The sequence below is a fragment of the Sphingobium sp. FW305-3-2-15-F-TSA7 genome (assembly GCF_058787155.1).
This window is the reverse complement of the sequence record NZ_JBYSZM010000015.1, coordinates 69,203-91,411: the sequence shown is the minus strand read 5'-3', so window position 1 is coordinate 91,411 and position 22,209 is coordinate 69,203. Positions and strand designations below refer to the sequence as shown.

Here is a 22,209-nt window from a genome sequence, read left to right as displayed (position 1 = left end):
CCGGGGTGCGACGATCGCCCCCAATGGCCTGTTCTTCATTGTGAATGCTGCGCCCAGAACAGCATCACCACTCAATATTGAAAATGCGATCCTGATTCATCAAAAAAGCATCCCCAAGAGGACGCTGGTGAAGATTTATCCATAAGCATCGTTTGGACGAGACTGGCGTACGATTTTTCCTGACGATGCGCTCGCTCTTCGCGACCATTTGCTCAGCCTACACGGCCCGACTGCTGTTCCTCGCACTCCCGGCAACGCCAATAATGCTGATCACGCCCGCCGGCCTCGTGTCCGGCTGATCACCGGCATTTGTCGAGGTCGGCCAGACGCAAACCATCCGATCGCGATGAAACCCATAGTTTTCATCGCGATGCGGATGCACGATACCAAAGAGAATCATATTTGAATGCACGATGGCGGGCACCCGCCGGAAACCATCTGCAGCGAACGGGGGTATATTGAATGCGAATATTGGTGACCGGAGGCGCCGGCTTTATCGGTCACCATCTTGTTCGGCGGTTGCTTGCGAACGGATATACGGTGCGCGTTCTCGACGATTTTTCCTCGGGCTCGCCGGCAAATCTGCCCACGGATCCGGCCTTGGAGATCGCGCACGGGTGCGTCACCGACCGCGCCGCGCTCGGCGACGCAGTGCGCGGCGTCGAAAGGATCTTTCACCTGGCCTCGGTTGTCGGGCAGATCAAGGTCGTCGAGCAACCTGGCTGGGCGGCGGAGGTCAATCGTGCGTCGGTCACATATCTGAACGAGTTCGCTCCGGACACGCCGTTGATCCTGTTCTCCTCCTCCGCCGTCTATGGGCTGACCGGCGACGCACTGTGCCAAGAGGACGGCCGCGTCAGCAACGATACGGCGCGCGCTTATGATGGAGGCGTGGAGGGCTATGGCTACGGAAAATGGCTCGCGGAGCGGATCGCCGGCCGCCGCCGCGCGGGAAGTTGGCTAGCGGTGCGGCCGTTCAACGTGATCGGGCCAGGCCAGGCAAGCACCTATGGCATGGTGGTTCCGCGCTTCGTGCACGCCGCGCTCCTAGGCCAGCCCTACACCATTTACGGATCCGGAGATCAGTCGCGGTCATTCTGCGACGTGTCCGCCTTCATCGACCATCTGCTCGCGCTGGACGCAGCCTGGGCCGAGGGCCGGGCCACGCACCAAGTCTACAATATCGGCACGGCAACCGAGACAAGTATCGGCGAACTCGCCGACATCGTCGATGCGGTGCTCGGTATCGTCAATGCCCGTCGCCATATCGCCTTCGCCGATGCCTATCCCGGCAAGCAGGACGTCGCGCGCCGCCGTCCAGGGCTCGGCCGTATTCACGACCTGCTCGGTCCACTTGCCTGGCCACCGCTCGAACAGTCGATCCGCGCCGTCGCCGACACGATCCGGGGGAAGATGGCGGGCGACCATGCAACGATGGCACGCTGAATGGAGCGAGACCTCTCGGCGGACGTCCATATACTCGGCGCCGGCCTGGCCGGCCTCGCCGCAGCGGTCGAACTCGGTCGGGCTGGCTGCGTGATCGAGGCGGGCGAGAGGCCTGGGGGACTGGTGCGCACCCATGCGATCGAGGTTCCCGGCCACGGCCGCTTCTGGTTCGACCATGTCCTCCATCTGCTCTATTTTCCCGATCCCGACACCGAGCGGCGCGTCCTCGCGCTCGCCGGAGAGCATCTCGAGCATTGCCCGCCGGTCTCCTTCGTCGAAACGCCGTCCGGGATCACGCGCTATCCCATCCAGATGCATCTGGCGGCGCTGCCGCTCGACACCCGACTGCGCTGTCTGACGGACTTGATCGAGCGCCGTGCCACGGAAGACAGCCCGCCGGCCAATCTCGAACAGGCCCTGCTCCAGACCTTCGGCCGCGGCCTCTGCGAGACATTTCTTTTTCCCTATAACCGCAAAGCCTGGGGACGCCCGCTCGATAGCTTGCGCGGCGAACTCGCCTGGACGATTACCCGGCCGGATCTGGCGGATGTGCTGCGCGGCGCAATGCATGATGGCGCGGACTTCACCAGCTACAACGCACAAGGCTGGTATCCCCGCCCTCCCGCCGACGCGCCGGTGCGCGGCATGGAAGTGCTCGCCGCCTCGCTGGCAGCGCGGGTCCCGCGCCTCATTATAGGCACGCGCGTCACAGCGATTGATCCGATTCGGCGAATGCTGCGCCTGACCGGCCCGCAGGGCGAGACGGAGACGCCCTATCGCCACTGCATCGCGACGCTGCCGCTGCCCGAACTGCTCGCGCTCGTCAGCGGTGCGCCCGATGCGCTGCTGCACGCCGCGCAAGGGCTACGACGCAACCGGGTATGGAGTGTCGCGCTCTGCCTGACCGGAGAGTCGCGCGCAGACACTGGTCATTGGCGCTATTACAGCGACGAGACGCTCTGCTTCACCCGGTTGGTCTTCATGCACCGTTTCGACCCCGACACCGTGCCGAAAGGATGCGCAGGAGTCATGGCAGAGATCCCCGAACCCGCCGAGGCGCCCGCGATGTCCGTCGACGCGCGGCTCGCCCGCGTGATCGACGATGCGCGGCGCGTCGGCGCGATCGGCCCGCACCAACACGTCGTTGCGGCCAGGGCATGGTGCGTCGATCCGGCCTATGTCGTGTTCGACGATGATGTCGCCGGCATCGCCCACGCCGCACGCGACTGGCTGGAGGCGCGCCACATTCATCCGCTTGGCCGCTATGGGCGGTGGGAATATTCCTCGATGGCACAGGTGATGCGCGACGGTTTCACGCTCGGCGCGCGCCTCAAACAGCCATGCTGATCGCAACAATCGTCATTTTCGCCACTGCGCTGGTCGCAGCATCCGCCGCCACCGCAGCGGTGATCCCCGCCGCCTGCCGCCTGGGCTTCACCGCCGGCTTTAACCCGATCGTTCCGCAGGCGCGTCCACCCGCCATGCTGGGGGGCGGGCTCGGTATCCTTGCGGGGGTGGCGGCCAGCCTCGGGATCGCAGCATGGTTTGGCTTCGTGCCCCGCAGCACGATTGTCATTGCGCTGGCGGCAACCCCTGCGCTGCTGCTCGGGCTGGCCGACGACGCTCACGCGATGACCCCTCCGGTCAAGCTCGGCCTCCAGTGTCTGGCAGGGGCGGCGGGGCTGGCGATGGTGGCGGGCATTCCCGGCAACACATATGGAGTGATCATTGGCGGCATCGCGGTGTTCGGCGCAGTCGTGTTGATGAACGCCTTCAACTTCCTCGACGTCAGCGACGGTTATGCAAGCGGGATCGGGGCGGTTTCGTTCGCAGGGCTTGCAGCCAGCCTGTCGGGGGCGGAAGCATCGGTGGCCGTGGCAGGCGCCTGCCTGGGCTTCCTTCTGTTCAACCGGCCGCCCGCGCAGATTTATATGGGGGATGCCGGCAGCCACTGCTTGGGCATGCTCGGCGCGATCCAGATTGTCGGAGCGACCCGGGAAACGCCCATGGCCACCACGCTCGGTGTCGGCGCGGCCTGTTTCGGCGTCGCCCTGATCGAACTGATCGGTGTGACCGTCATCCGTTGGCGGCGCGGCCTGTCGATCTGGCGCGGCAGCTCGGACCATAGCGCGCTCAGGCTCCAGCGCGCGGGGCTATCGAAGGCGCAGGCACTGCTGATGGCTTGCGCGACCCAGGGGATGTTGGCGCTGGGCTGCTGGCTGGTCGTGGGCGGGCTAGAGTGATTTCGAGACAGGTGGAATCGCATCCGCACTCAATATTGAAAATGCGACCCTGATTCCTCAAGAGGACCATGATGAAGATCAATTCATGAGAATCCTTTCCATGGCCGCTCGCGCGCGGCTTTCGCTGGTGACCGCCCTGTTTTTCATGAGTGTCGGTTCGGCGTCCGCTGCCCCCGTGCAATCCTATGACAGCTATGGATCCTGGCTGGTGGCATGCGACAATGCACTGACCTGTGTCGCCAAGGGCTTCGGCGAAGGCGCGCTTCGCGCCGAGCTCAAGATCGAGCGCGACGGCGGGCCGAATGGCGGACCGAGCGCCACGATCGCCGCCGAATCCATCTTCACCGCCGCCGACATCACCATCGACGGAAAGCCGCTCGATCCCGACATGTCGGCCTGGACGCGCTCGACCGAGGATGGCGACGCCACGATCCTGACGACCGACGATTTGCCTGCCATTCGCGCGCTGGTCGCACGATTGCGCGCCGGAACCACGATGACGCTGGGCAGTGCCGAAATCCCGCTGGACGGCTTTACCGCGGCGTTGCTGCGCATCGACGACCGGCAAGGACGGGTCGAGGGCGTGACCGCGCTGATTCGGCGGGGCCCACGGCCGGCGAGCGCCGTCCCTGCCCCACCGGCCATCCCCAAAATCGTCAGGCGTCCGATCACGGCCAGCCTGTCGGCGGGCGAAGCCGAGCGGCTGATCGCAAAGGTGCGCGCCGAGCAAGTCGCATTGTTCGCGAAGGAAGAGTGTGACGATACGCCCGGTGCCATGACCGCCGATGCGCATGCGCTGGACGATGCCCAGGCGATCGCGTTCATCCCCTGCATCATGGGTGCCTATCAGGGATCGTCGCTCGCCTTCATCGTCCCGCGCGGTCGCGGCCCTGCCCGTCAGCTCATCCTGCCCACACCCTATCTCGGCGCGGACGCGGACGGGGCAAGCATATCCTATTTCACCGAAGCCTGGTTCGATGCGGAAGGCGGCATGGTGTCGACGGCCGCCAAAGGACGCGGCCTGGCCGATTGCGGCACATCCGCCAGCTGGATCTGGGACGGCACGGCGTTCCAACTGACGTCGCTGGAACTGCAGCAAGTTTGCGGCGGGCTTTATCCCGGTGACTGGCCGAGCCTGTTCCGATCGACGCAATAGCGTGATTTCGAAGCAGGTGGAATCTGCCAGCCGGCCCGGAGCCGCAGGCCAGCGAAGCTGAACCACGTCAAATAGATCAACTCAAGGCCGCGACTAAGACAGCCGCTTCAGCAACGCTCGTTTGGCCGTTGGAACCGCCCGACCCTGGCAAGCATCCTATGCAAAATTCATCGGCAGCGCCGTGGTGTTCTTGATGCTCGACACGACGACGCTCGAATTGATTTCCCTCACACCGGGAAGCTGGGAGAGCTTCTTGAAAAAGAAATCCTCATAATATTTGATGTCCTTGATCGACAGCTTGACCAGGACATCGATCGATCCGAGCAGGATGTAGCATTCCAGCACCTCCGGCCAGGTCTGGATCTGGTCGCGGAATTGTTGGGTCGCCATCGCATCATGGGTCGTCAGCCTGATGGTCGCGAAGATGGTCAGATCGACGCCGATCGAGGATGGATCGACGATCCAGACCTGCCGCTGCAGGACGCCCTCCTCCTTCAGACGGCGAACGCGGCGCCAACAGGGCGGCGGCGTCATCCCCAGCCTGTCCGCCAGTTCGGCGACCGACAGCGATCCGTCCTCCTGCAGCAGCGAGAGAATCGCGCGGTCGGTCTTGTCGAGGGTTACAGTCATACCTTGAATCGCAGATTTCAGGTTAAAGGATAACTCATTCTCCGGATATCCGCTTATATTGGTCGATGCAATTACCGACCGGTCGCGATTACATCTCCGGCGAACAGAAATCGGAATGATGGTTCGTTGCAAATGGATGACAGGCACCCCGGGGAAGAGGTCGTTCGCGACTATTACGCGCATATCGACCGGGTCGATCTCGACTGGGTTCTCGCGCTTTTCGCACCGGACGCGGTTTATGAGCGGGCCGACGCCACCTATGCGGGCATATCGGCCATCTCCAAATTCTTCCGCGAGGAGCGCCAGATCCGGGGCATGCATGCCATAGAGCGGGTCTGGGCCGATGCCGATAGCGTGGTCGCACTGGGGGAATTTCGCGGCACCGGCGTCGCCGGCGATGCCCGTCGCGTCCGCTTCACCGACATCTGGCATTTCGGCGCCGGCGCACTGGTGCAGCGGCGGCAGACCTTCCTGGCGCTGGGCCACAGCTATGTGCAGCGCTGAAGCGACTTCACCTTCATAAGGGCTCGAATTTGCCGAATTGATCGTGTAGGGCATGCCCTGGGCTGCAAGCACAGCCCTTGAACGAAGGACTCGGACCAACCCGTGACCCAAAGCGGCGCGACCATGACGATCAACGGACGCACGATGCGACTTAGCATCGGCGCCGCTGCGTCGTGCGTGACGCCCGGTGTCCGAATTACGCGCGGCCGGATCGGCTGATCCGGCCATCCTCGGCCCCATTTTTGGGCCCGCGCTCTTCCTTCGTTTCAAGCGAGTTTTTCCATGACCGTCATGTCTGTGTCCGGCGCATTGCGACCGGCTTTCACGCCCGCCTTCCATCCGACCAAGACCCCGCGTGACCATCTTCTTCACCTCCATGTCGAGGGCGAACGCGACGCCTCTTTCCTGACCGAGCTGCTCGACCTGGTACGCGACCATGCATTCACGCCGCTCAGCATCGCGATCAATGTCGGCGGTGCGCGGATGACCGTTCGGCTCGAAATCGATCGCGCGCGCGACGGCGTCGCCGACGCGCTTGTCCAGCGCCTCCGCGATTGTCCCACCGTGCGCAAGGCGGTGTTCGCGACGCAGGATTAGAGTGATTTCGAGGCAGGTGGAATCACCTGCCGGCTCGGAGCCGCAGGCCAGCGAAGCTAAATCGCGGTCAATAAAGGAAGTTCTGAGTCTGTCCGGTTCAGCCTGAACCGGACAGACTCTAAGTGGTCGGGTGACGGGCGATTCCACGTCCGTCACCTGCCCGCATATGGCGCGCAACCCACGTAATTCTGCGCTTCCCAAGGCATCGGCACACTATCCGGACACGCATTTCGACACCTCTTGGCATTCTCTACTATTGTGATAATGTTTCATCAGGTGCCCCTGCGTGAAGGATACCGCCGATGCCGAACGTTCAGACCGTCCGTCGCCTCCCCCTCTCCTTTCTCCCGCTGCTGACCATCCCGCTCTGGCTCACCGCCTGCGACAAGGCGTCCGGTCCGCGTTCCGCAGACTATGCCGACGCTGCGGAGGAAGCGCCACGCGTGACCTCACGCAAGAGCGAATGGAGCGTGGCCGGACTCGTCAAAGGCAAAACGGAAACGCTGACGACCGAGCCTGTCGATCCTGACGAGCCGCCGCCCGCAATCGCCAGGCCGCAACCGCCCGCGCAGTCGGGGCTGCTCACCGCGGGCGACCATGACGACCTGCTCAATCCCGAACTTTATGCCGATTATGCCGAGCGTTTCCTGCAGGAGAGCGGCCAGCGCGATCTGCCTTTCGTCGACACGCGCAAGCGCGTCGCGGTGAAAATCGTCGATGCCGGCGGGCGCCCGGTCCCCTTTGCGCGCGTCGACGTGCAGCGCGGCGGATCGCCGCTGCGGCTGGTCGCCGCCGCCGACGGTACAGCATCCTTCTACCCGGGCTTCGATCGCGTGCCTGCGCGGACGACGGTCAAGGTCACCTCGCAGGCGGGCGACGCCAGCCGCGCGCTCGATCTGGGCGGCCGGGGTGCGCGCAGCATCGCCATCGCGCTGCCCGGCACCGCGCCAGCCGTCTCCGCGATGGATCTGGCGCTGGTGATCGACACCACCGGCAGCATGGGTGACGAGATGGCCTATCTCCAGGCCGAGATCGACTCGATCGTCGCGCGGCTGAAGCGCGAGGCGGGCAATCTCGATCTGCGCATCTCGGTGATCGTGTATCGCGACGAAGGTGACGACTATGTCGTGCGTTCGACCCCGCTCACCGCCGATATCCGCAGCGTACGCGCCACGCTGGCGCAGCAGGAGGCGGGTGGTGGCGGCGACATGCCGGAAGCGGTGGCCCAGGCGATGGCCGCGGCCGAACGGATGCAATGGCGGCCGGGTGCGGCCAAGGCGATCCTGCTGGTCGCCGATGCGCCCCCGCATGAAGAGGATTTCGCCTCCACCCTCGCCTCGACCGAGCGGCTGCGCGCACGCGGCGTGCAGATCGTGCCCGTCGCCGCGAGCGGCGTCGAGGACAGCGCCGAATATGTGATGCGGACGATGGCGGCGCTTACCCAGGGCCGCTACATCTTCCTCACCGACGACAGCGGCGTCGGCAATCCGCACGCCGAACCCAATCTCGCTTGCTATGCCGTCACCCGGCTCGACCAGTTGATCGGCCGCGTGCTCGCCGGCATCGCCGAAGGCCGCCGCATCGAGCCCGAGTCGAGTGAAGTGATCCGCATGGTCGGCAATTACGACCGCGGCCGCTGCCTGGGTGCGGGCGTGACGCCGCGACAGGGGTAGCGGCCTCACCCGATCGACTCCGCGCCCGTCCATTGGCAGACTGGCCGCATGCTGCTGAACGACGCTCTTCGAACACCCCGGCTGATCGTGCGTCCGTTCGTGCCGGAAGATGTCGCGCCGCTGGTCGCGCTCTTCGCCGATCCGCGCGTCCATCGTCATGTCGACGATGGTCTGCCGCTCAGCGAGGACATGGCACGGCTATGGGTCATACGCTCGGGCGAGAATCTCGCCCGCCATGGCTATGGCACCGGCGCCGTCACGCTGCGCGAGACGGGTGAGTTGATCGGCTGGGCAGGGTTAGCGCGGCCCGGCGACGGCAGCGAGGAACTGATCTACGGTCTGACGCCCGCTTATTGGCGCCAAGGGCTGGGCACCGAACTGCTCGATGCACTCGTCGCATTCGGCCGGACGCGCGGGATCGATCCGCTGCGAGCGACGGTGGCGCCGGCGAACATCGGATCCACACGGCTGCTGGAGAAAGCGGGCTTCACACTGGCCGAACGCGGCTACGACGGCGATGCGGATTGCGACCTTTATTTGCTCGACCGGACTTCGCGCGATCGGGGGAATCGTGAATAAACCAAACTCTCAACTCGTTTCGAAAGCGGACCGCCTTTGCCTGAAAGCGCTGCAGGTACGCGAAGGTTCGCGACGTGGATTATGGATCCCGATCATCCAGCATCTCGCGCTTCGCGGGCATGCAGAGGCCATGATCGAACTGGCAAATTGGTATTCGGAAACCAATCCTCTGCACGGTCTCGGCACAGCAGCGGACAGCCACAGTGCCGTCGGGCTCTATCGACGTGCCTACCGCAAGGGAGATCCACGCGCCGCCCACAACATGGCCATGACTTGCTTCAATCTCGGCGATCTTCGAGGCTATCGCCACTGGCTCCGGCAAGCCGCGGTGACAGGCGATGACGATGCGGCCAAACAGCTTCGCCACTTCGAAACGCGGCTATGGCATGGTGCCGCACGGAAGATCCGTCGCCTTCGTCCGATACAGAAACGCGACGGATTTGGCTGACACAATCACAACCATCCAATCATTACCAACGTCGACTGGATCGGACACCATCAAGGGCGATATACCGAGATCGCACAAACGATGAGACCACAGATCGTCCCTATCGCGCCCATCAGACGAAGGCGTTTCGGATTCGTGAGCGTCGGATAGCTTTGATAGACTCGCTGCTCCTCGAAATAACGATCGCCGCCTTCCTTGATCCGCCTTTTGACCCGGCGAACCTGCCGATCGGGCCACAGCGCCATTGAGGCACACATCAGAGTAACGATGATCCCGTACAGAAGCATATCCGGCCAACCTGCTCGTTCCTGCGTTTGAAGGCCTATCACGCGGAATAATGGACTTCCAGTCGATGGGGCCAGCTCGGTGAAACCCTTGCCTGCACCTGCAGATCCCCCCTCGATCTCACGGGAACCAACTTGAGATCCGCCTTTCCTGTTTACACACACTCACACCGCCGCTAACGGGGCCGCGATGTCCAGCATGATGATTAAATCGATTAGCACTAAGCCGACCCGCACGCGCGGGGCGGTCCTTGGTGTGCTGACGGTTTGACGTAAGGCACAACAGGACAGAGCCCCGCGAAGCGCGGGGCGGTCTTGAAATCCACAAGCCAGCACGATCCCGCGCCTCCGCACCAACAGGAGACGTACGATCATGACTCAATCCCACGCACTGCCCGCCCGGCCCAATGTCGGCATCGTCGGCGCCACCGGCCTGGTCGGCGGCATGATGCTGAGCCTGCTTGCCGAGCGCGACTTTCCGCTCGGCTCGCTGCGGCTGTTCGCATCGGCCCGCTCGGCGGGCAACCGCGTACCCTTCCGCGACGGCGAGGTGGTCGTCGAGGATGCCGCGACCGCGGATTATGCGGGGCTGGACGTGGTGTTCTTCTCGGCCGGCGGATCGACCTCGCGCGCGCTCGCGCCCAAGGTTGCCGCGGCGGGTGCGATCGTGATCGACAACAGCTCCGCCTGGCGCGCCGATCCGGCAGTTCCGCTGGTGGTGGCCGAGGTCAATCCGGAGGCGCTGCGCAATATTCCCAAGGGCATCGTCGCCAATCCCAATTGCACGACGATGGCGGCAATGCCTGTGCTCAAGCCGCTCCACGCGGCGGCCGGGCTGAAGCGGCTGGTCGCCAGCACCTATCAGGCGGTGTCGGGCGGCGGCATGGAAGGCGTCGAGGTTCTGCGCAAGCAGATCGCCGCCGGCGCCGCCGATTGCGCCGCGCTCGCGATGAACGGCGATGCCGTCGATCTTGGCCAGCCTGAGAAGTGGGCGGTGCCGATCGGCTTCAATGTCGTGCCGCTCAACTATGTGCTGGAGGAAGACGGCTATACCGAGGAAGAACTGAAGCTGCGCGACGAGAGCCGCAAGATCCTCGACCTGCCTGAACTGACGGTCTCCGCCACCTGCGTACGCGTGCCCGTCTTCACCGGCCATGCGCTGTCGATCAATGCCGAGTTCGCTCGCGCCATCTCGGTCGAGGCCGCGCTCGCGCTGCTCGGCGTCGCCCCCGGCGTGGTGGTGACCGAGGTGCCCAATCCGCTCGACGCGACCGGCAAGGATCCGGTGTTCGTCGGCCGCGTGCGGCGCGATCCCACGGTCGCGCACGGCCTCGCCCTGTTCGTGGCGGGTGACAATCTGCGCAAGGGCGCCGCGCTCAACGCGGTACAGATCGCGGAAGTGCTGATCGCGCAGAAGTGACGCCCCTCTCCTCCCTACGGCAGAGCCATGGGGAGGGGGACCGACGGCCATAGGCCGTTGGTGGAGGGGAAATACGATGTCGCAGCTCATGCCGGAATTCGGCGAGAAACGCACATCGCAATTCCCCTCCACCATGCTGCGCATGGTCCCCCTCCCCATCTGCGATGGGGAGGAGAGGCGTCGCAGGTTGAACGCCGCCGCCGGCTGGGCCAGAGGTTACAGCCCAGCCTGGAGACCGCCGATGCAGCTTTATCATTGCCGCGACACCCGCTCGCTTCGGCCGCTCTGGGCGCTCGAGGAAGCCGGGCTGCCCTACGAACTGGAGAAGATGCCCTTCCCGCCGCGCTATTGCGTGGAGGGCTATCTCGACATCAATCCGCTCGGCACGGTGCCCGCGCTGCGCATCGGCGATGCGGTGATGACCGAGTCCGCCGCCATGTGCCAATTGATCGGCGAATTGGCGGAAGACGCCTCGCTACGCGTCGGCCCCGCCGAACCCGACTATCCGCTCTATCTGAACTGGCTGCACCGCAGCGATACCACGCTCACCTTCCCGCTCGCCCTGGTACTGCGCTATTCGCGGCTGGAACCGGAAGAGCGACGCAGCGCGCAGGTGACCGGCGATTACCGCCTCTGGTTCCTGAAGCGCGCCCAAAGCGTCGAACGCGCGCTGGAGGGGGCCGAGCATCTTTGCGGCGGCCGCTTCACCATGGCCGATATCGCGGTGGGCTATGCGCTTTACCTGACCGACCGGCTGGGTATCTCCGGTGATTTCGAGCCGCGCACGCGCGACTATCTTGAACGCCTGACCGCGCGGCCGGCCTTTCTGCGTGCGAGCGAACTGCAAAGCGACATGGCGCTGGTGGTGTGAAAGCCGGCACGCACCTCGAAAGGCGCCCGGCGTGATCACGCGCCTCGCCGTCGCCGGCTATCGCTCTCTGCGCGATATCGTGCTGGAGGTGGGGCAGCTCACGCTGATCACCGGCGCCAATGGCAGCGGCAAATCGAGCCTTTATCGCGCACTGCGCCTGCTCGCCGAGACCGCACAGGGCCGGCTCGTCGCCACGCTTGCGGCCGAGGGCGGATTGTCCTCCACCCTATGGGCGGGGCCTGAGCGGTTCAGCCGCGAGATGCTGAGCGGCGAACATCCCGTGCAAGGCACGGTGCGATCGGCGCCGATCAGCCTGAAGCTCGGTTTCTCGGGCGAGGATTTCGGCTATGCCATCGAGCTGGGCCTGCCCGAGCCCATGTACCCCTTTCAGCGCGACCCCGAGATCAAGGTGGAGGCGATGTGGACCGGCGAATTGCCCGGCCGCCTCAGCCTGTTCGCCGAACGGCGCGGGCCGGCGGTCAGGCTGCGCCGGGCGGAGAGCGGCGAATGGCGCGAGGCGCTGGGCAACCTCCTTCCCTTCGATAGCATGGTGACGCATTGCGCCGATCCGGAGGACGGGCTGGAACTGCTGCTGATGCGCGAGCGGATGCGCAACTGGCGCTTCTACGACAATCTGCGCACCGATGCCGACGCCCCGGCGCGGCGCCCGCAGGTGATGACCTATACGCCGGTGCTGGGCAGCGATGGCGCGGATCTGGCGGCCGCGATCGCGACGATCCTGGCGGTGGGCGATGCCGATGGCCTGCACGATGCGGTGGAAGATGCCTTTCCGGGTTCACGCGTTTCCGTACAAGGCGCGGATTACGGCGTAGTCGAGATGCGCCAGCCCGGCCTGCTGAGGCCGCTCGACACCAAGGAATTGTCGGACGGCACCTTGCGCTACCTGCTGCTGGTGGCGGCGCTGCTGTCCCCGCGCCCGCCCGAGATCATGATCCTCAACGAACCCGAAGCGAGCCTCCACCCCTCATTGCTCGACGCGCTCGCACGGCTGCTCGTCCACGCATCGCGCCGCTGCCAGATCATCCTGGTGTCGCACAGCGAAAGGCTGATCCACGGCCTGCGCACCGAGCATGTCATGCACGAGATCGCACTCGCCAAACGGCTTGGAGAGACGCGCGCGGAGGGTGAGGAGGCGCCGCGCTGGATCTGGCCGAAACGATAAATATGCCCATGTGATCGGACGCACAGCGCCGGGCCTGCCGAACGCCTATCGAGTGTTCGTTGACCCCATTGGCTCGACCGGCCTGGCTCCTGTACACTCATTGGGCCGCGTATCCCGGCAAGTCTCGAACAGGGAGGAGTTCCCGTGAGATTGTCCGCATTCGCGCTTCTGCTTTCCGTCTTCGCGCTGATCGCCCTGCCCATGCCCGCCCGGGCGGACCGCACGCCCGTCGAAACCCATGCCGATCGCTGGCTCGACCAGCGCGACGGCGAAGAGACCTATTCCGAATGGGCGGTCCGCAACCTGACCACCGATGTGGTCGAGCGGCTGATCGGCCCCGCGGCCACGGGTACCAAGAAGCAGATCGCCGATCGCGTCTCGGCGGCGGTCGGACAGTTGCGGGGCCAGCGCATGAGCAAATGCGCCAAGGCGGCGGTCGAGTTGGCGCACAGCCAGACGCTGGTGATGGATCGCCGCGAAATTATGGTGGGTTCGGGGCAGATGCTGTGGGGCACGCTCTCCGGCGCGGCCGGCGGCGCCGGCACGGCACAGGATCTGACGCGCTTCTTCGGGCGCGAGCTGGCGGACAAGATCCTTGAATCGGTCCGCCAGAAAGCGATGGACCGGGCGAAGGACGACATCCGCGACTTCTTCAAGCGCGATGGCGTCGAGACCGACCGGGCGAACGATGAGCGCGGCGCCTGCAAGACCTTCTATCGGATGGTCTGGGACAAGGCGCACGAGCGCTACGACTTCGTCATCGTCGGCGATTGCGGCTGCACCCAGACCGCCGACGGCGTGCGGCTGGCGCGCTGGTCCGTCCAGGGATCGGGCAGCGTGATACCGTCGCTCCATTATAATGAGACCCAGGGTCTCTCGATCCGTTTCGATGTCGGCCCGGCGACGCTCCGGGTCACCGCCGCCTGTTGCGACGCCGAACGACAGGAAAGCTATGTGCGCTTCCCCGATACCGGCGAAAGCGGCGACGCCTGGGTGGGTGCCGAATGGCGAAACGCGCCCGGCAGCGGGCGGACCGCCACGCCCGGCGGCGGCGGCACCCCGCGCATGCGCCCGGTCGCCGAACCCGAACCGCCGACCACGGCGACCGTCCCCCTGCCCCCGCGCGCCGAGGGCGACCTGATGACCATGCCCGAAACCCAGTTCAACGATCTGTATGACAAGGTACTGGAAGGGGTGGAATCGGCACAGGCCGCATCCGAAGCCGCCGAACGCAAGCTGGACACGACCCGCAACCGCCCGGGCGCGCGCGAAGACGATATCCGGAAGGCGGAAAACGAACGCGACGCGGCCGTCCGGGCGCGCGACGAAGCCACCCGCAGGCGCATCGAGATGATGGACACGCGCCGTGCCCGCAACCGCGCCCAGCAACAGCCGCAACAACAACAGCAGCAGCAGCAAGAGGAGCAGGAACAGGAACAACGCGAGGAGCGGCGCGAACCCGGCCTCTTCCCCCGCGAACTGTTGCGCCGGCGGGACAGCGACGAACCCCGCCGCCCCCGCGCTAGCACGCTCGATCGACTGCGCATGGGCACGCGGACCGGCGATCGTGGATGCTGATTGAGAATAGCCCCGACCGCCGTGGCGGTCGGGGCTAGAGCATCATGCGGGAAAAGCCTGCCCCCGCGGAGGCGGGGGTGGGAACCGATTTTCCGTGAAAACGATGCGATCACAAATAGGTAGAGCAGCCAATCTGATACAATCAGATTGGCTGCTCTAAAAATCATGCGTCGCTGTCGTCGCGGCAGCGCGGATCCCATCGCGGTTCGGGCAACGCATCGAGATCGGTGCGCAAGTTACCGGTTTCGACGAAGCGGTAGGGCCCGTAGCCGCACTGGAACCAGTGCCGCACCGAAAAGCGCCGCAGCGTTTCCAGCTCTTCCCGGCTGTGATGCCATTGCGGCGGCAACACGGTGAAGAACAGGTCGTTGCCGATGCGTGCTATGCGCAACTGCAACGAACGGACTGCATGCCTCACCGTTCCCGGTGGAGCGATCCGATCCATGTCGGGATGCGTGAACAGATAGCGCAGGCCCTGCAGGGCCTGCCCGAAATTGAGCGCGGAGTGCTTAAGATAAGCCTCCATCCAGATGAACATGCGATGCCTCACGATTGATTGTCGACATTGGGTCGTTCGTGAAGATCGCTCGGGGCATGTTCATTCTCCTGTGCCCGGATCCATATCCGGTTTGTCGGCCGGGCAGAAGGGTATCAGCCTTCGACCCTGAGGAACCCGCTCATCAGGAAACGCTCGGCCAGCGCCACGCGCACCGCGTCGCTGACGCCCTCGCCCGGAATGTCGCCGACGCGGAAGGACGCCGTCTCCGCGATGAAACGCAGTCCCGCCTCCACACCGCGGTGGATATGGATGTGCCCGCCCGGCTGCGCCCAGTCGATCCAGCCCGGCGTTGCCAGCATGGCACTGATCGCATGGGGCGCATGGCCGACGATCGTCGCCGGCGTGACCGGCCCGGTCGCCGGTTTGTCCAGCGCTGGCAGAGCGCCCACCATCCGCGCCGCGCGTTTCTGCAGCGCCTCGGCGACGAACCCGTCCGAGCGGCACCGATCGAGCAGCAACGCCACCGCATCGGTGATCCGCGTCTCCAGTGCCGCAGCCTTGCCATCCGAACTTCGCTCCGCGCTCATCGCAAGCGCCGTCTGGCGCAGCGGTTGCGTCATGTTGGCGAGGTGATCGATCATCGCGATCACCGCCTCGCGCACCGTCAGCGGCGTGAACAGGATCGAGAGATGCAGTGAGTCCGAGAGCGATTCCACCGTGTGGGGCGTGCCGCGTGGAATATAGAGCAGATCGCCAGGGCCGACCTCCACGACGCGGTGGGCGCCGAGTTGCGTCTCGCCCCGGCCGGGCTGTTTCCATCCAATGTCGAGCCCCGCGGGCTCGGTCGATATCCACCAGCGCTTTCGTCCCGAAAGCTGCACCGCGATGATGTCGTTCTCGTCATAATGCACCACCGCGCGCGCGCGATCGACACTCCAGAAAAGCGATGCCGTCACGGGCTGGTGCAGCAATGCCTCCAGCGCGCGCGCGAAGGATCGCAAGGCCGGCGACAGTGGCACGACATCGGCCACGCGCACCGTATAGCCATTGTCGTGAAACCGCCCGACCAGCGCCCGGAATTCGTCGGGATCGCCACACATCACCGCATCGGGCCTGGGCCCGGTCGGCGCGGGGCTGTGGGAATCCAGCGTCGCGCTATGGGTGGCATGGGCATCCAGCACGGCCCGCGCCGGATCCCGGCCGAAAAGCATCGCACGCGGATGATCGGCGCCGCCCGGCACATCCAGCGCCCGGCTGGCCTCCACCGCGGCCATGAAATCCGCCAGGGGGAGCGGGTCGAGCACGGCCTGCACGATCGCTTGGGCTTGAGCGAGAATCATGCGCCAACCCTAACGTAAGGGTCGAACGCCCGGCAATCCCGCCGGGGCGAACCGGTGGGGTCACCATCGCCATTCTTTCTGGTGCGGCCAACCATCCCCTGCCTCGATCGGCTCGGCGATCACCCAGGTCTATGGCGATAGATTGGCGATTGTTCGGCCAGGTCGTTGCGGATCGTGGTTGCGGCGACCCCGCCCTCTCCCATGGCATGGCTGATCTGATCGAGACCGAGCACGACATCCCCGGCGGCATAGAGCCCTGTGACGGTGGTACGCTGGTGCGCGTCGACCAGCAGACATCCCTCGACCGAACATTGCGCACCCAGGCCGGCGGCCAGTTCGGACCGGACCTCCGAACCAAGCGCCGGATAAAGCGTGTCGAAATCGAGCAAGCCACGGGGTGTCGAAACGCGGATCCGATCACCATCCGCAATGATATCGCCGCAGGGCCCATCAATCGTGACGATGCCGGATGCGTCGAGCAGGCTCCGCGACGGAGGGTCGATTTCCGTGGGGCCGACAACGGAGATCAGCGTGATATCCGCACTATAGGATCGAAGGAAAAGCGCCTCCCTGGCACCGCGCTCGCCAGTGCCGATCACGGCAATGCGGCGATCGCGGACCTCATAGCCGTCGCAGATCGGGCAGTAGCGCAACAGGCCCCGCGCCACCGCGGCGTCATGAATATCGGCGGGCATATCTGGACGATTGTTGACGACCCCGGTCGCAAGCAGGACGGCACGCGCCGTGAATCGGCCGCCATCCAGATACGCGCTGAAGCGCTCCCCCTTGTGCGACAATTGCTCGACCGTTCCATCAACGATCCGCACGCCATATTCGATCGCCTGAGCGCGCATCCTCGCCAGCAGGTTCGCCCCGGCTATGCCGTCGGGAAAGCCGGCATGATTGCGCGTCAGCGGAATGCTCGCCGCCCGGCTCCGCCCCGCGTCGATCACGACGACATTCAGGGTGAACCGGGCGAGATAGATGGCCGCGGTCAGACCCGCGGGGCCTCCGCCGATCACGAGGCAATCGGTCGCGGCCTCCCGATGGCCGCTGCGCCCGCTATCGACAGTCAATCAGACTGTCACTTCGGTCATGGTCGAAAGCGCCGGCTTGGGCAGGCCAGATGATTTGTAAGTCGCGAGCAACTCGGTCTTGCGCGCCAGAAGCTGTTCGCCGAGCGCGTCCATGTCGAGGCCAGCCTTGCGCGCCTGGGAGAACATGCCCTCCATGCGCTTTTCCTCTTCCTCGACATGATGCTCGATCTGTTCGGAAAGCACCTTGACCTTGGCATCGTAGAAATCGTCGCTCGGCCCACCTGCCTCGATCTCGGCGATCAGCAGCTTCGCGCCGTCATGCTCGACATAGGCTTCCTTGAGCAGATCCTCGTCGATCTTGCCTTCGCACGCCGGATAGAAAATCTCCTCTTCGATCGTGGCGTGCACGGTCAATTCCATGCAGATCTCCATCGCGAGCTTTTGTTTTTTGCCGTCGCCGCCAGCCCCTTCGAATTGCTCGAAAAGCCCCTCGACTTTGCGATGATCCGCCTTGAGAAGTGCGACTGCGTCCTGCTTGGTATCGGCCATGTGATGATCTCCTGTATCGCTCTCCAACCATGCGTTCGCATAGTTCGTTCCGGATTCATCCCAGTTGCGAGTCGTTAGCAGGCACGAAGCGTCCAGCAGAAAAATATAGGGATCACCGATAGTTCGCCGCGCCGGCGATCATTGACGGAAAGGCGCGCAGCAAGCCCCGTGGCGGATGCCTTCTACCGCTGCGCTAATTGGGCCCGTCCTGCTCTTCGATCGGAAGCCTGATAATTCCGGCCTCATGCTGCCGTCGCGCGGCACGGCGTTTCAGCCGCCGGATCCTGCGCGGAACGAAAACAGCGGCGGCGAGCAGAAGCGCCGCGATAAGCACGTAGATTGTGGCCTTGATCATGAAAGGCTCCCTTGCATGGGAGCATATCATTCACGTTCAATGCGCACTAATCGATTTGTTGCATTGCAGCAGATAATTCGAGCATGCGCGATTCCCGACACAGAGCCATTTCACGTCGATCGGCGCTAGACGAGATGCGCCTTGTACATCTTCGTCAATTCGCTCCAGGCGCGCTCGGCAGAGGCTTGGTCATAAACCTGGCTGCCCGGCACGCACCAGCCGTGATCGGCGGGATAGACCTCCACGACTGCCGGACGCTTCGCAGCTGCGAAGGCCTGTTTCAGCACGTCCTTCGCTGTAAGCTGCCGCGCATCGTCATTCTTCGCGACAGCGATCAGATAGGCCGCCCTGGTCTTGGGGATCAGCAGATGGGGGCTGGCAGGCGTATCGGTGACGAGGCCACCGCCATGGAAGCTGCCGACCGCACCGATGCGGCCGGGCACGGCTGCCGCGGTGCGGAACGAGAGCGGACCGCCCATGCAATAGCCCTGTACGCCCACCCTTTTTCGTTTCGCCGTCTGGGGCTGGGCATCGAGAAATGCGAGATAAGCAACGGCGTCCTTGTCGACGCCCTCATCGGTCATCGCCTGGCGATAACCGATCAAAATCTTGCGCGTCTCAGGATTGTTGAAATCGATGGCACCTTCGATCACCGGCGCGCGCTTGCTGCGATAGAATGGATTGGGCACGAGCACGACATAGCCCTCGGCGGCGAGACGCCGGCCCATTTCGCGGAAGACCGGACGCAGCCCCATGATATCGGGCCACATCAGCACGGCTGGCCATGCCCCCTTGCCCGCCGGATGGAATAATGCCGCGTCGGCCTTTCCGTCGGGCGTCGTGACGGTCACGTCCTTCTCGGTCACTTTGGCGGCGGCGGCATGCGCGGTCGTCGCAAGCCCGGTGACGAGCCCCGTCGCCACGAACGCCCTGCGGGTCAGGTTCCAATCCTCGATCAGCCCCGGATGGATGTCGTTGTCGCACATGCCGATTCTCCGCCTTGTCAGCGGCCGGATGCTCCGCCCGCTCGCCTCGTCTGTCAACCGTAGGGCAGTAGAGAGCGTGGGCTTCAACGCCGCTGCATTGAAAGCCATCGGCACCGACGATTTCAGGTGGACGGGGTGAACGGCCGTGCATTACCGCGCCGATGGGTTCGGGCCATCCGGGTCGCGTCACAATGAGTTCAACGGACGATGCATTTCGATCTTATCCAGACGATCAACCTGGCCGGAAAGGCCGGTGTGCCCAATGACGATCGCATCGGCAGCGGCGAACGCCACGCCTGGGTGATCGACGGGGCCACCGATCTGGGTGAACCCGGGCTGCTCGGCGACCGCGGCGGCGCGGCGTGGCTGGCGACAACGGCCAGTGCCGCCTTTGCCGGGGTCTCGGGGTCGATCTCGGCAATATGCGACACCGTCTTCGACCAGGTCGCACAACGCTATGCAAAGGAACGGCGACGCGAGCCGCTCGATGATTGGGAGCTGCCCATCGCGGCCTTTGCGGCGGTGGCGATCGAGGGCGAAATGCTCGCCTGCGCCTTTGCCGGCGACTGTGTCGTGATCCACCGGAGCGCCGACGGTATTTCCTTCATGACTCCGGTGCCTGACGGCGAGCGTGAGCGAGCGAGCGCAGTGGCATTGGGCGCATTGGTCGACACCGATGGTGTACGCGCACCCCATGTCGTGGCCGGCCTGCGCGCATCGCGCCAGGGGCCGAAGCGCGTGCTCGGGGTCGATCCGCACCACACCCGCAGCGTCACCGAATTTCATCGCGCACCCCTGGCGAAGGGCGACGAGCTGCTGCTGATGAGCGACGGCTTCGCCGCGCTGATCGACGATTATGGTGCCTATGACGCGGCAAGCCTGTTCGCACGCGTGACCGAGGTCGGCCTGGCCGAACTCGCGACGGAATTGCGCGGCATCGAGAATGCGGACGCGGCCTGCCAGCGCTTTCCGCGCTTCAAGATCAGCGACGACGCCTCGGCGATCTGGTTGCGTATAGGATAACCTCTCCCGATTGCCTTGGCCGCAATGGAAGCGCACACTCCCCGCTTCTCGACGATGGAGAGAGAGAGAGCCATGGCCACCACCTCCCCCGCACCGCGCCCCGGCTGGTTCAAGATGGTCGCGGTGCTTGCCATTCTCTGGAATGCCTTTGGCGTCACCATGTATCTCAGTTCGGTCGGACTGTTCGGCGATCCGATGGCCGGGTTGAGCGACGCGGAACGCGCCGCGGCATCCTCGATCCCCGGCTGGATCACCGGGGCATTCGCCATCGGCACCTTTTCCGGTCTGATCGGCAGCCTAGGGCTGCTGCTCGGCAAGGGCTGGGCTCAGCCGGTGCTGATCGTCTCGCTCGTCGCGCTGCTGATCCTGGAGGGCTGGATCGTCTTTTTCAGCGGCGCGCTCGACAGTTTCGGCCTTGCCATCCCGCTGATGGTGAGCGGCGGAGCGATCCTGCTCGCATGGCTCGCAATCCATGCCCGCGGGCGCGGCTGGCTGAACTGAAACGACCACCAAACTCACCCGGACCAACTTACTCCTTCTAAACGCCCGGGCTCGCGTCGGAAGGCCTTTCAGGCGGCCGAAGAGACACCTCGGCACCACCGATCACCCAGGGCTGCCCAGGAGCAATAACCCGGCAATGGTAGCAGGCCGAGGATATGCCATCGGCATTGTACCAGTCGTGACGGCCTCCAGCGGCTTCGCAATCGGCGCCCTTCGCAGCCAGGCCCAAATCGATGAGCCAGAAGGGAAGCCGCAGACGAAGCCAGGTGCGGCGCCGATAGGGCTGTTTGGAAAAGGCCGAAACGTGGGACATGTGCTCAATTCGCCGCCTTCGCCAGCAAGGCTTCGGCAAGCAGCGGCTGATCCGCAAATGCGTCACGCTGCCAGTCGGGCACCAGTCGATCGATCGTCAGGAACAGGGCCAGCCCCTGATCCTGCGACCAGAGATTGCGCTTGCGCCTGACCGCGTCGATCGCGGCCGGCGCGGGCACGCCGGACTTCACATACCAGGCATAGGCCAGCCATTGGCCGAGCCCCTCCATCGTCAGGAACAGATCGTCGAGCGGCAGCCATTTGGCGTTAGCGCCGGTGAAATATCCGGCCCTTCGCGCGCGCATCTTCGCCAGCGCCTTGCCCGCCAATGTCCGGGCCTCGCCATCGGTCGGCGCGGTCGCCGCCGCGTAGAGCAGGTCGCGTTCGGCCTCGTAATCGGCGACATAGCCTGCATCCGCCTTGAATGCATCCTGCAGCGAATCGTCGTTGATCGAGTCCGGCAGACCATATTCACGCGTGAGTGCCGCCAGTCTGGGATTGGCGAAATAGAATTGGCGGGTGTGCATCAGTTCGTGGAGCAGCACGCCGTCCATCAGCCGCTCCAGCCCCAATTCGCTGCTCACCCCGGACTTGCGCCAGACCGATGGCAGGCTCATTGCGAAATAGCCGGTGCCCGCGGCGCCATTGTCGGGCGAGGCGAACGAGATCGGGCCGATCGGCGCGGTGTTGCCGCCCGGCAGCGCGATGGGATCGCCATGCGCCGCCGCCGTCCATCGCAGGCGCCTCTGCCGATCGGCCTTGCCCGTATAAGTGCAGGCCGCATCGATCGCGATGATGGTCGGCAGCGGTGCGGGCGCGAGCTTCAGGATATCACGCTCGCTCGAACGCCAATTCGCGATCGCACCGTCGAGCCAGGCCTTGTCCGCCGTAGACATGACGCACGTTGATTCAACGGCGGGAAGCGGCGTGGCGACGAGCGACGCTCCGATCATGAACAGCCATGTGCCGGGTCGCCGCATACCACCTCCATTGTT

The 22,209-nt window shown here is 64.8% G+C and carries 23 protein-coding genes; 15 read left to right on the top strand and 8 right to left on the bottom strand.

Annotation, left to right across the window (positions count from 1 at the left end):
• The first annotated feature begins 462 nt into the window (after positions 1-462).
• From AC3WN8_RS13825 to AC3WN8_RS13810, 4 genes are all read left to right on the top strand, one after another.
• The gene (locus AC3WN8_RS13825) at positions 463-1,446 is read left to right on the top strand and encodes an NAD-dependent epimerase/dehydratase family protein (RefSeq protein ID WP_492670021.1); all 984 of its coding nucleotides are present in this window, start codon (positions 463-465) and stop codon (positions 1,444-1,446) included.
• Positions 1,447-2,793, top strand: a complete 1,347-nt coding sequence (locus AC3WN8_RS13820; protein WP_492670020.1) for a protoporphyrinogen/coproporphyrinogen oxidase — start codon at positions 1,447-1,449, stop codon at positions 2,791-2,793.
• Positions 2,787-3,689, top strand: a complete 903-nt coding sequence (locus AC3WN8_RS13815) for an MraY family glycosyltransferase (RefSeq protein ID WP_492670019.1) — start codon at positions 2,787-2,789, stop codon at positions 3,687-3,689. The genes AC3WN8_RS13820 and AC3WN8_RS13815 overlap by 7 nt, the downstream gene beginning before the upstream one ends.
• 85 nt (positions 3,690-3,774) lie before the next feature.
• Positions 3,775-4,845, top strand: a complete 1,071-nt coding sequence (locus tag AC3WN8_RS13810; protein ID WP_492670018.1) for a DUF1176 domain-containing protein — start codon at positions 3,775-3,777, stop codon at positions 4,843-4,845.
• A 156-nt stretch (positions 4,846-5,001) separates the two neighbouring features.
• Here AC3WN8_RS13810 and AC3WN8_RS13805 read toward each other — a convergent pair whose 3' ends face one another.
• Complete coding sequence (locus tag AC3WN8_RS13805) at positions 5,002-5,475, bottom strand: Lrp/AsnC family transcriptional regulator (RefSeq protein WP_492670017.1); 474 nt, start codon at positions 5,473-5,475, stop codon at positions 5,002-5,004.
• Between the two features lie 132 nt (positions 5,476-5,607).
• On the opposite strand from AC3WN8_RS13805, the gene AC3WN8_RS13800 reads away from it, so the two are divergent.
• The 9 genes from AC3WN8_RS13800 to AC3WN8_RS13760 all read left to right on the top strand — a co-directional run bounded on the left by AC3WN8_RS13800 (position 5,608) and on the right by AC3WN8_RS13760 (position 14,612).
• Positions 5,608-5,979 (top strand): nuclear transport factor 2 family protein, encoded by a 372-nt coding sequence (locus AC3WN8_RS13800; RefSeq protein WP_492670016.1) that lies wholly within the window; start codon positions 5,608-5,610, stop codon positions 5,977-5,979.
• Positions 5,980-6,261: 282 nt separating this feature from the next.
• The gene (locus AC3WN8_RS13795; RefSeq protein ID WP_492670015.1) at positions 6,262-6,576 is read left to right on the top strand and encodes a hypothetical protein; all 315 of its coding nucleotides are present in this window, start codon (positions 6,262-6,264) and stop codon (positions 6,574-6,576) included.
• Positions 6,577-6,878: 302 nt separating this feature from the next.
• Positions 6,879-8,249, top strand: coding sequence for a vWA domain-containing protein (locus AC3WN8_RS13790; RefSeq protein WP_492670014.1), 1,371 nt, complete (start codon positions 6,879-6,881; stop codon positions 8,247-8,249).
• Between the two features lie 48 nt (positions 8,250-8,297).
• Positions 8,298-8,828 carry a GNAT family N-acetyltransferase gene (locus tag AC3WN8_RS13785; protein ID WP_492670013.1) on the top strand — a complete coding sequence of 177 codons (531 nt, stop codon included), beginning with the start codon at positions 8,298-8,300 and terminating at the stop codon, positions 8,826-8,828.
• A complete protein-coding gene (locus AC3WN8_RS13780) occupies positions 8,821-9,276 on the top strand; it encodes a hypothetical protein (RefSeq protein ID WP_492670012.1) in 456 nt (151 codons plus the stop codon). The genes AC3WN8_RS13785 and AC3WN8_RS13780 overlap by 8 nt, the downstream gene beginning before the upstream one ends.
• 657 nt (positions 9,277-9,933) lie before the next feature.
• On the top strand, positions 9,934-10,980 hold the full coding sequence (locus AC3WN8_RS13775; protein ID WP_492670011.1) for an aspartate-semialdehyde dehydrogenase: 1,047 nt from the start codon (positions 9,934-9,936) through the stop codon (positions 10,978-10,980).
• Positions 10,981-11,221: 241 nt separating this feature from the next.
• Positions 11,222-11,851 carry a glutathione S-transferase family protein gene (locus AC3WN8_RS13770; protein ID WP_492670010.1) on the top strand — a complete coding sequence of 210 codons (630 nt, stop codon included), beginning with the start codon at positions 11,222-11,224 and terminating at the stop codon, positions 11,849-11,851.
• Between the two features lie 31 nt (positions 11,852-11,882).
• Positions 11,883-13,034, top strand: coding sequence for an AAA family ATPase (locus AC3WN8_RS13765; RefSeq protein ID WP_492670009.1), 1,152 nt, complete (start codon positions 11,883-11,885; stop codon positions 13,032-13,034).
• Positions 13,035-13,178: 144 nt separating this feature from the next.
• The gene (locus AC3WN8_RS13760; protein ID WP_492670008.1) at positions 13,179-14,612 is read left to right on the top strand and encodes a hypothetical protein; all 1,434 of its coding nucleotides are present in this window, start codon (positions 13,179-13,181) and stop codon (positions 14,610-14,612) included.
• A 163-nt stretch (positions 14,613-14,775) separates the two neighbouring features.
• Here the strand turns inward: AC3WN8_RS13760 and AC3WN8_RS13755 are convergent, their stop codons facing one another.
• The 6 genes from AC3WN8_RS13755 to AC3WN8_RS13730 all read right to left on the bottom strand — a co-directional run bounded on the left by AC3WN8_RS13755 (position 14,776) and on the right by AC3WN8_RS13730 (position 19,378).
• Positions 14,776-15,150, bottom strand: coding sequence for a hypothetical protein (locus AC3WN8_RS13755; RefSeq protein ID WP_492670007.1), 375 nt, complete (start codon positions 15,148-15,150; stop codon positions 14,776-14,778).
• Between the two features lie 113 nt (positions 15,151-15,263).
• The gene (locus AC3WN8_RS13750; protein ID WP_492670006.1) at positions 15,264-16,451 is read right to left on the bottom strand and encodes a JmjC domain-containing protein; all 1,188 of its coding nucleotides are present in this window, start codon (positions 16,449-16,451) and stop codon (positions 15,264-15,266) included.
• A 119-nt stretch (positions 16,452-16,570) separates the two neighbouring features.
• Positions 16,571-17,527 carry an NAD(P)/FAD-dependent oxidoreductase gene (locus tag AC3WN8_RS13745; RefSeq protein ID WP_492670005.1) on the bottom strand — a complete coding sequence of 319 codons (957 nt, stop codon included), beginning with the start codon at positions 17,525-17,527 and terminating at the stop codon, positions 16,571-16,573.
• Positions 17,528-18,037: a hemerythrin domain-containing protein gene (locus AC3WN8_RS13740; protein ID WP_492670004.1), complete on the bottom strand. Its 510-nt coding sequence runs from the start codon at positions 18,035-18,037 to the stop codon at positions 17,528-17,530.
• 193 nt (positions 18,038-18,230) lie between these two features.
• Positions 18,231-18,392 carry a hypothetical protein gene (locus AC3WN8_RS13735; protein ID WP_492670003.1) on the bottom strand — a complete coding sequence of 54 codons (162 nt, stop codon included), beginning with the start codon at positions 18,390-18,392 and terminating at the stop codon, positions 18,231-18,233.
• A gap of 125 nt (positions 18,393-18,517) precedes the next feature.
• Entirely contained in the window at positions 18,518-19,378 is an 861-nt protein-coding gene (locus AC3WN8_RS13730; protein WP_492670002.1) for a dienelactone hydrolase family protein, read from the bottom strand.
• Between the two features lie 207 nt (positions 19,379-19,585).
• On the opposite strand from AC3WN8_RS13730, the gene AC3WN8_RS13725 reads away from it, so the two are divergent.
• Positions 19,586-20,401 carry a protein phosphatase 2C domain-containing protein gene (locus AC3WN8_RS13725; RefSeq protein ID WP_492670001.1) on the top strand — a complete coding sequence of 272 codons (816 nt, stop codon included), beginning with the start codon at positions 19,586-19,588 and terminating at the stop codon, positions 20,399-20,401.
• Positions 20,402-20,473: 72 nt separating this feature from the next.
• Positions 20,474-20,902 (top strand): hypothetical protein, encoded by a 429-nt coding sequence (locus AC3WN8_RS13720; protein ID WP_492670000.1) that lies wholly within the window; start codon positions 20,474-20,476, stop codon positions 20,900-20,902.
• A 317-nt stretch (positions 20,903-21,219) separates the two neighbouring features.
• Here AC3WN8_RS13720 and AC3WN8_RS13715 read toward each other — a convergent pair whose 3' ends face one another.
• Positions 21,220-22,194, bottom strand: a complete 975-nt coding sequence (locus AC3WN8_RS13715; protein ID WP_492669999.1) for a hypothetical protein — start codon at positions 22,192-22,194, stop codon at positions 21,220-21,222.
• Between the last annotated feature and the right edge of the window lie 15 nt (positions 22,195-22,209).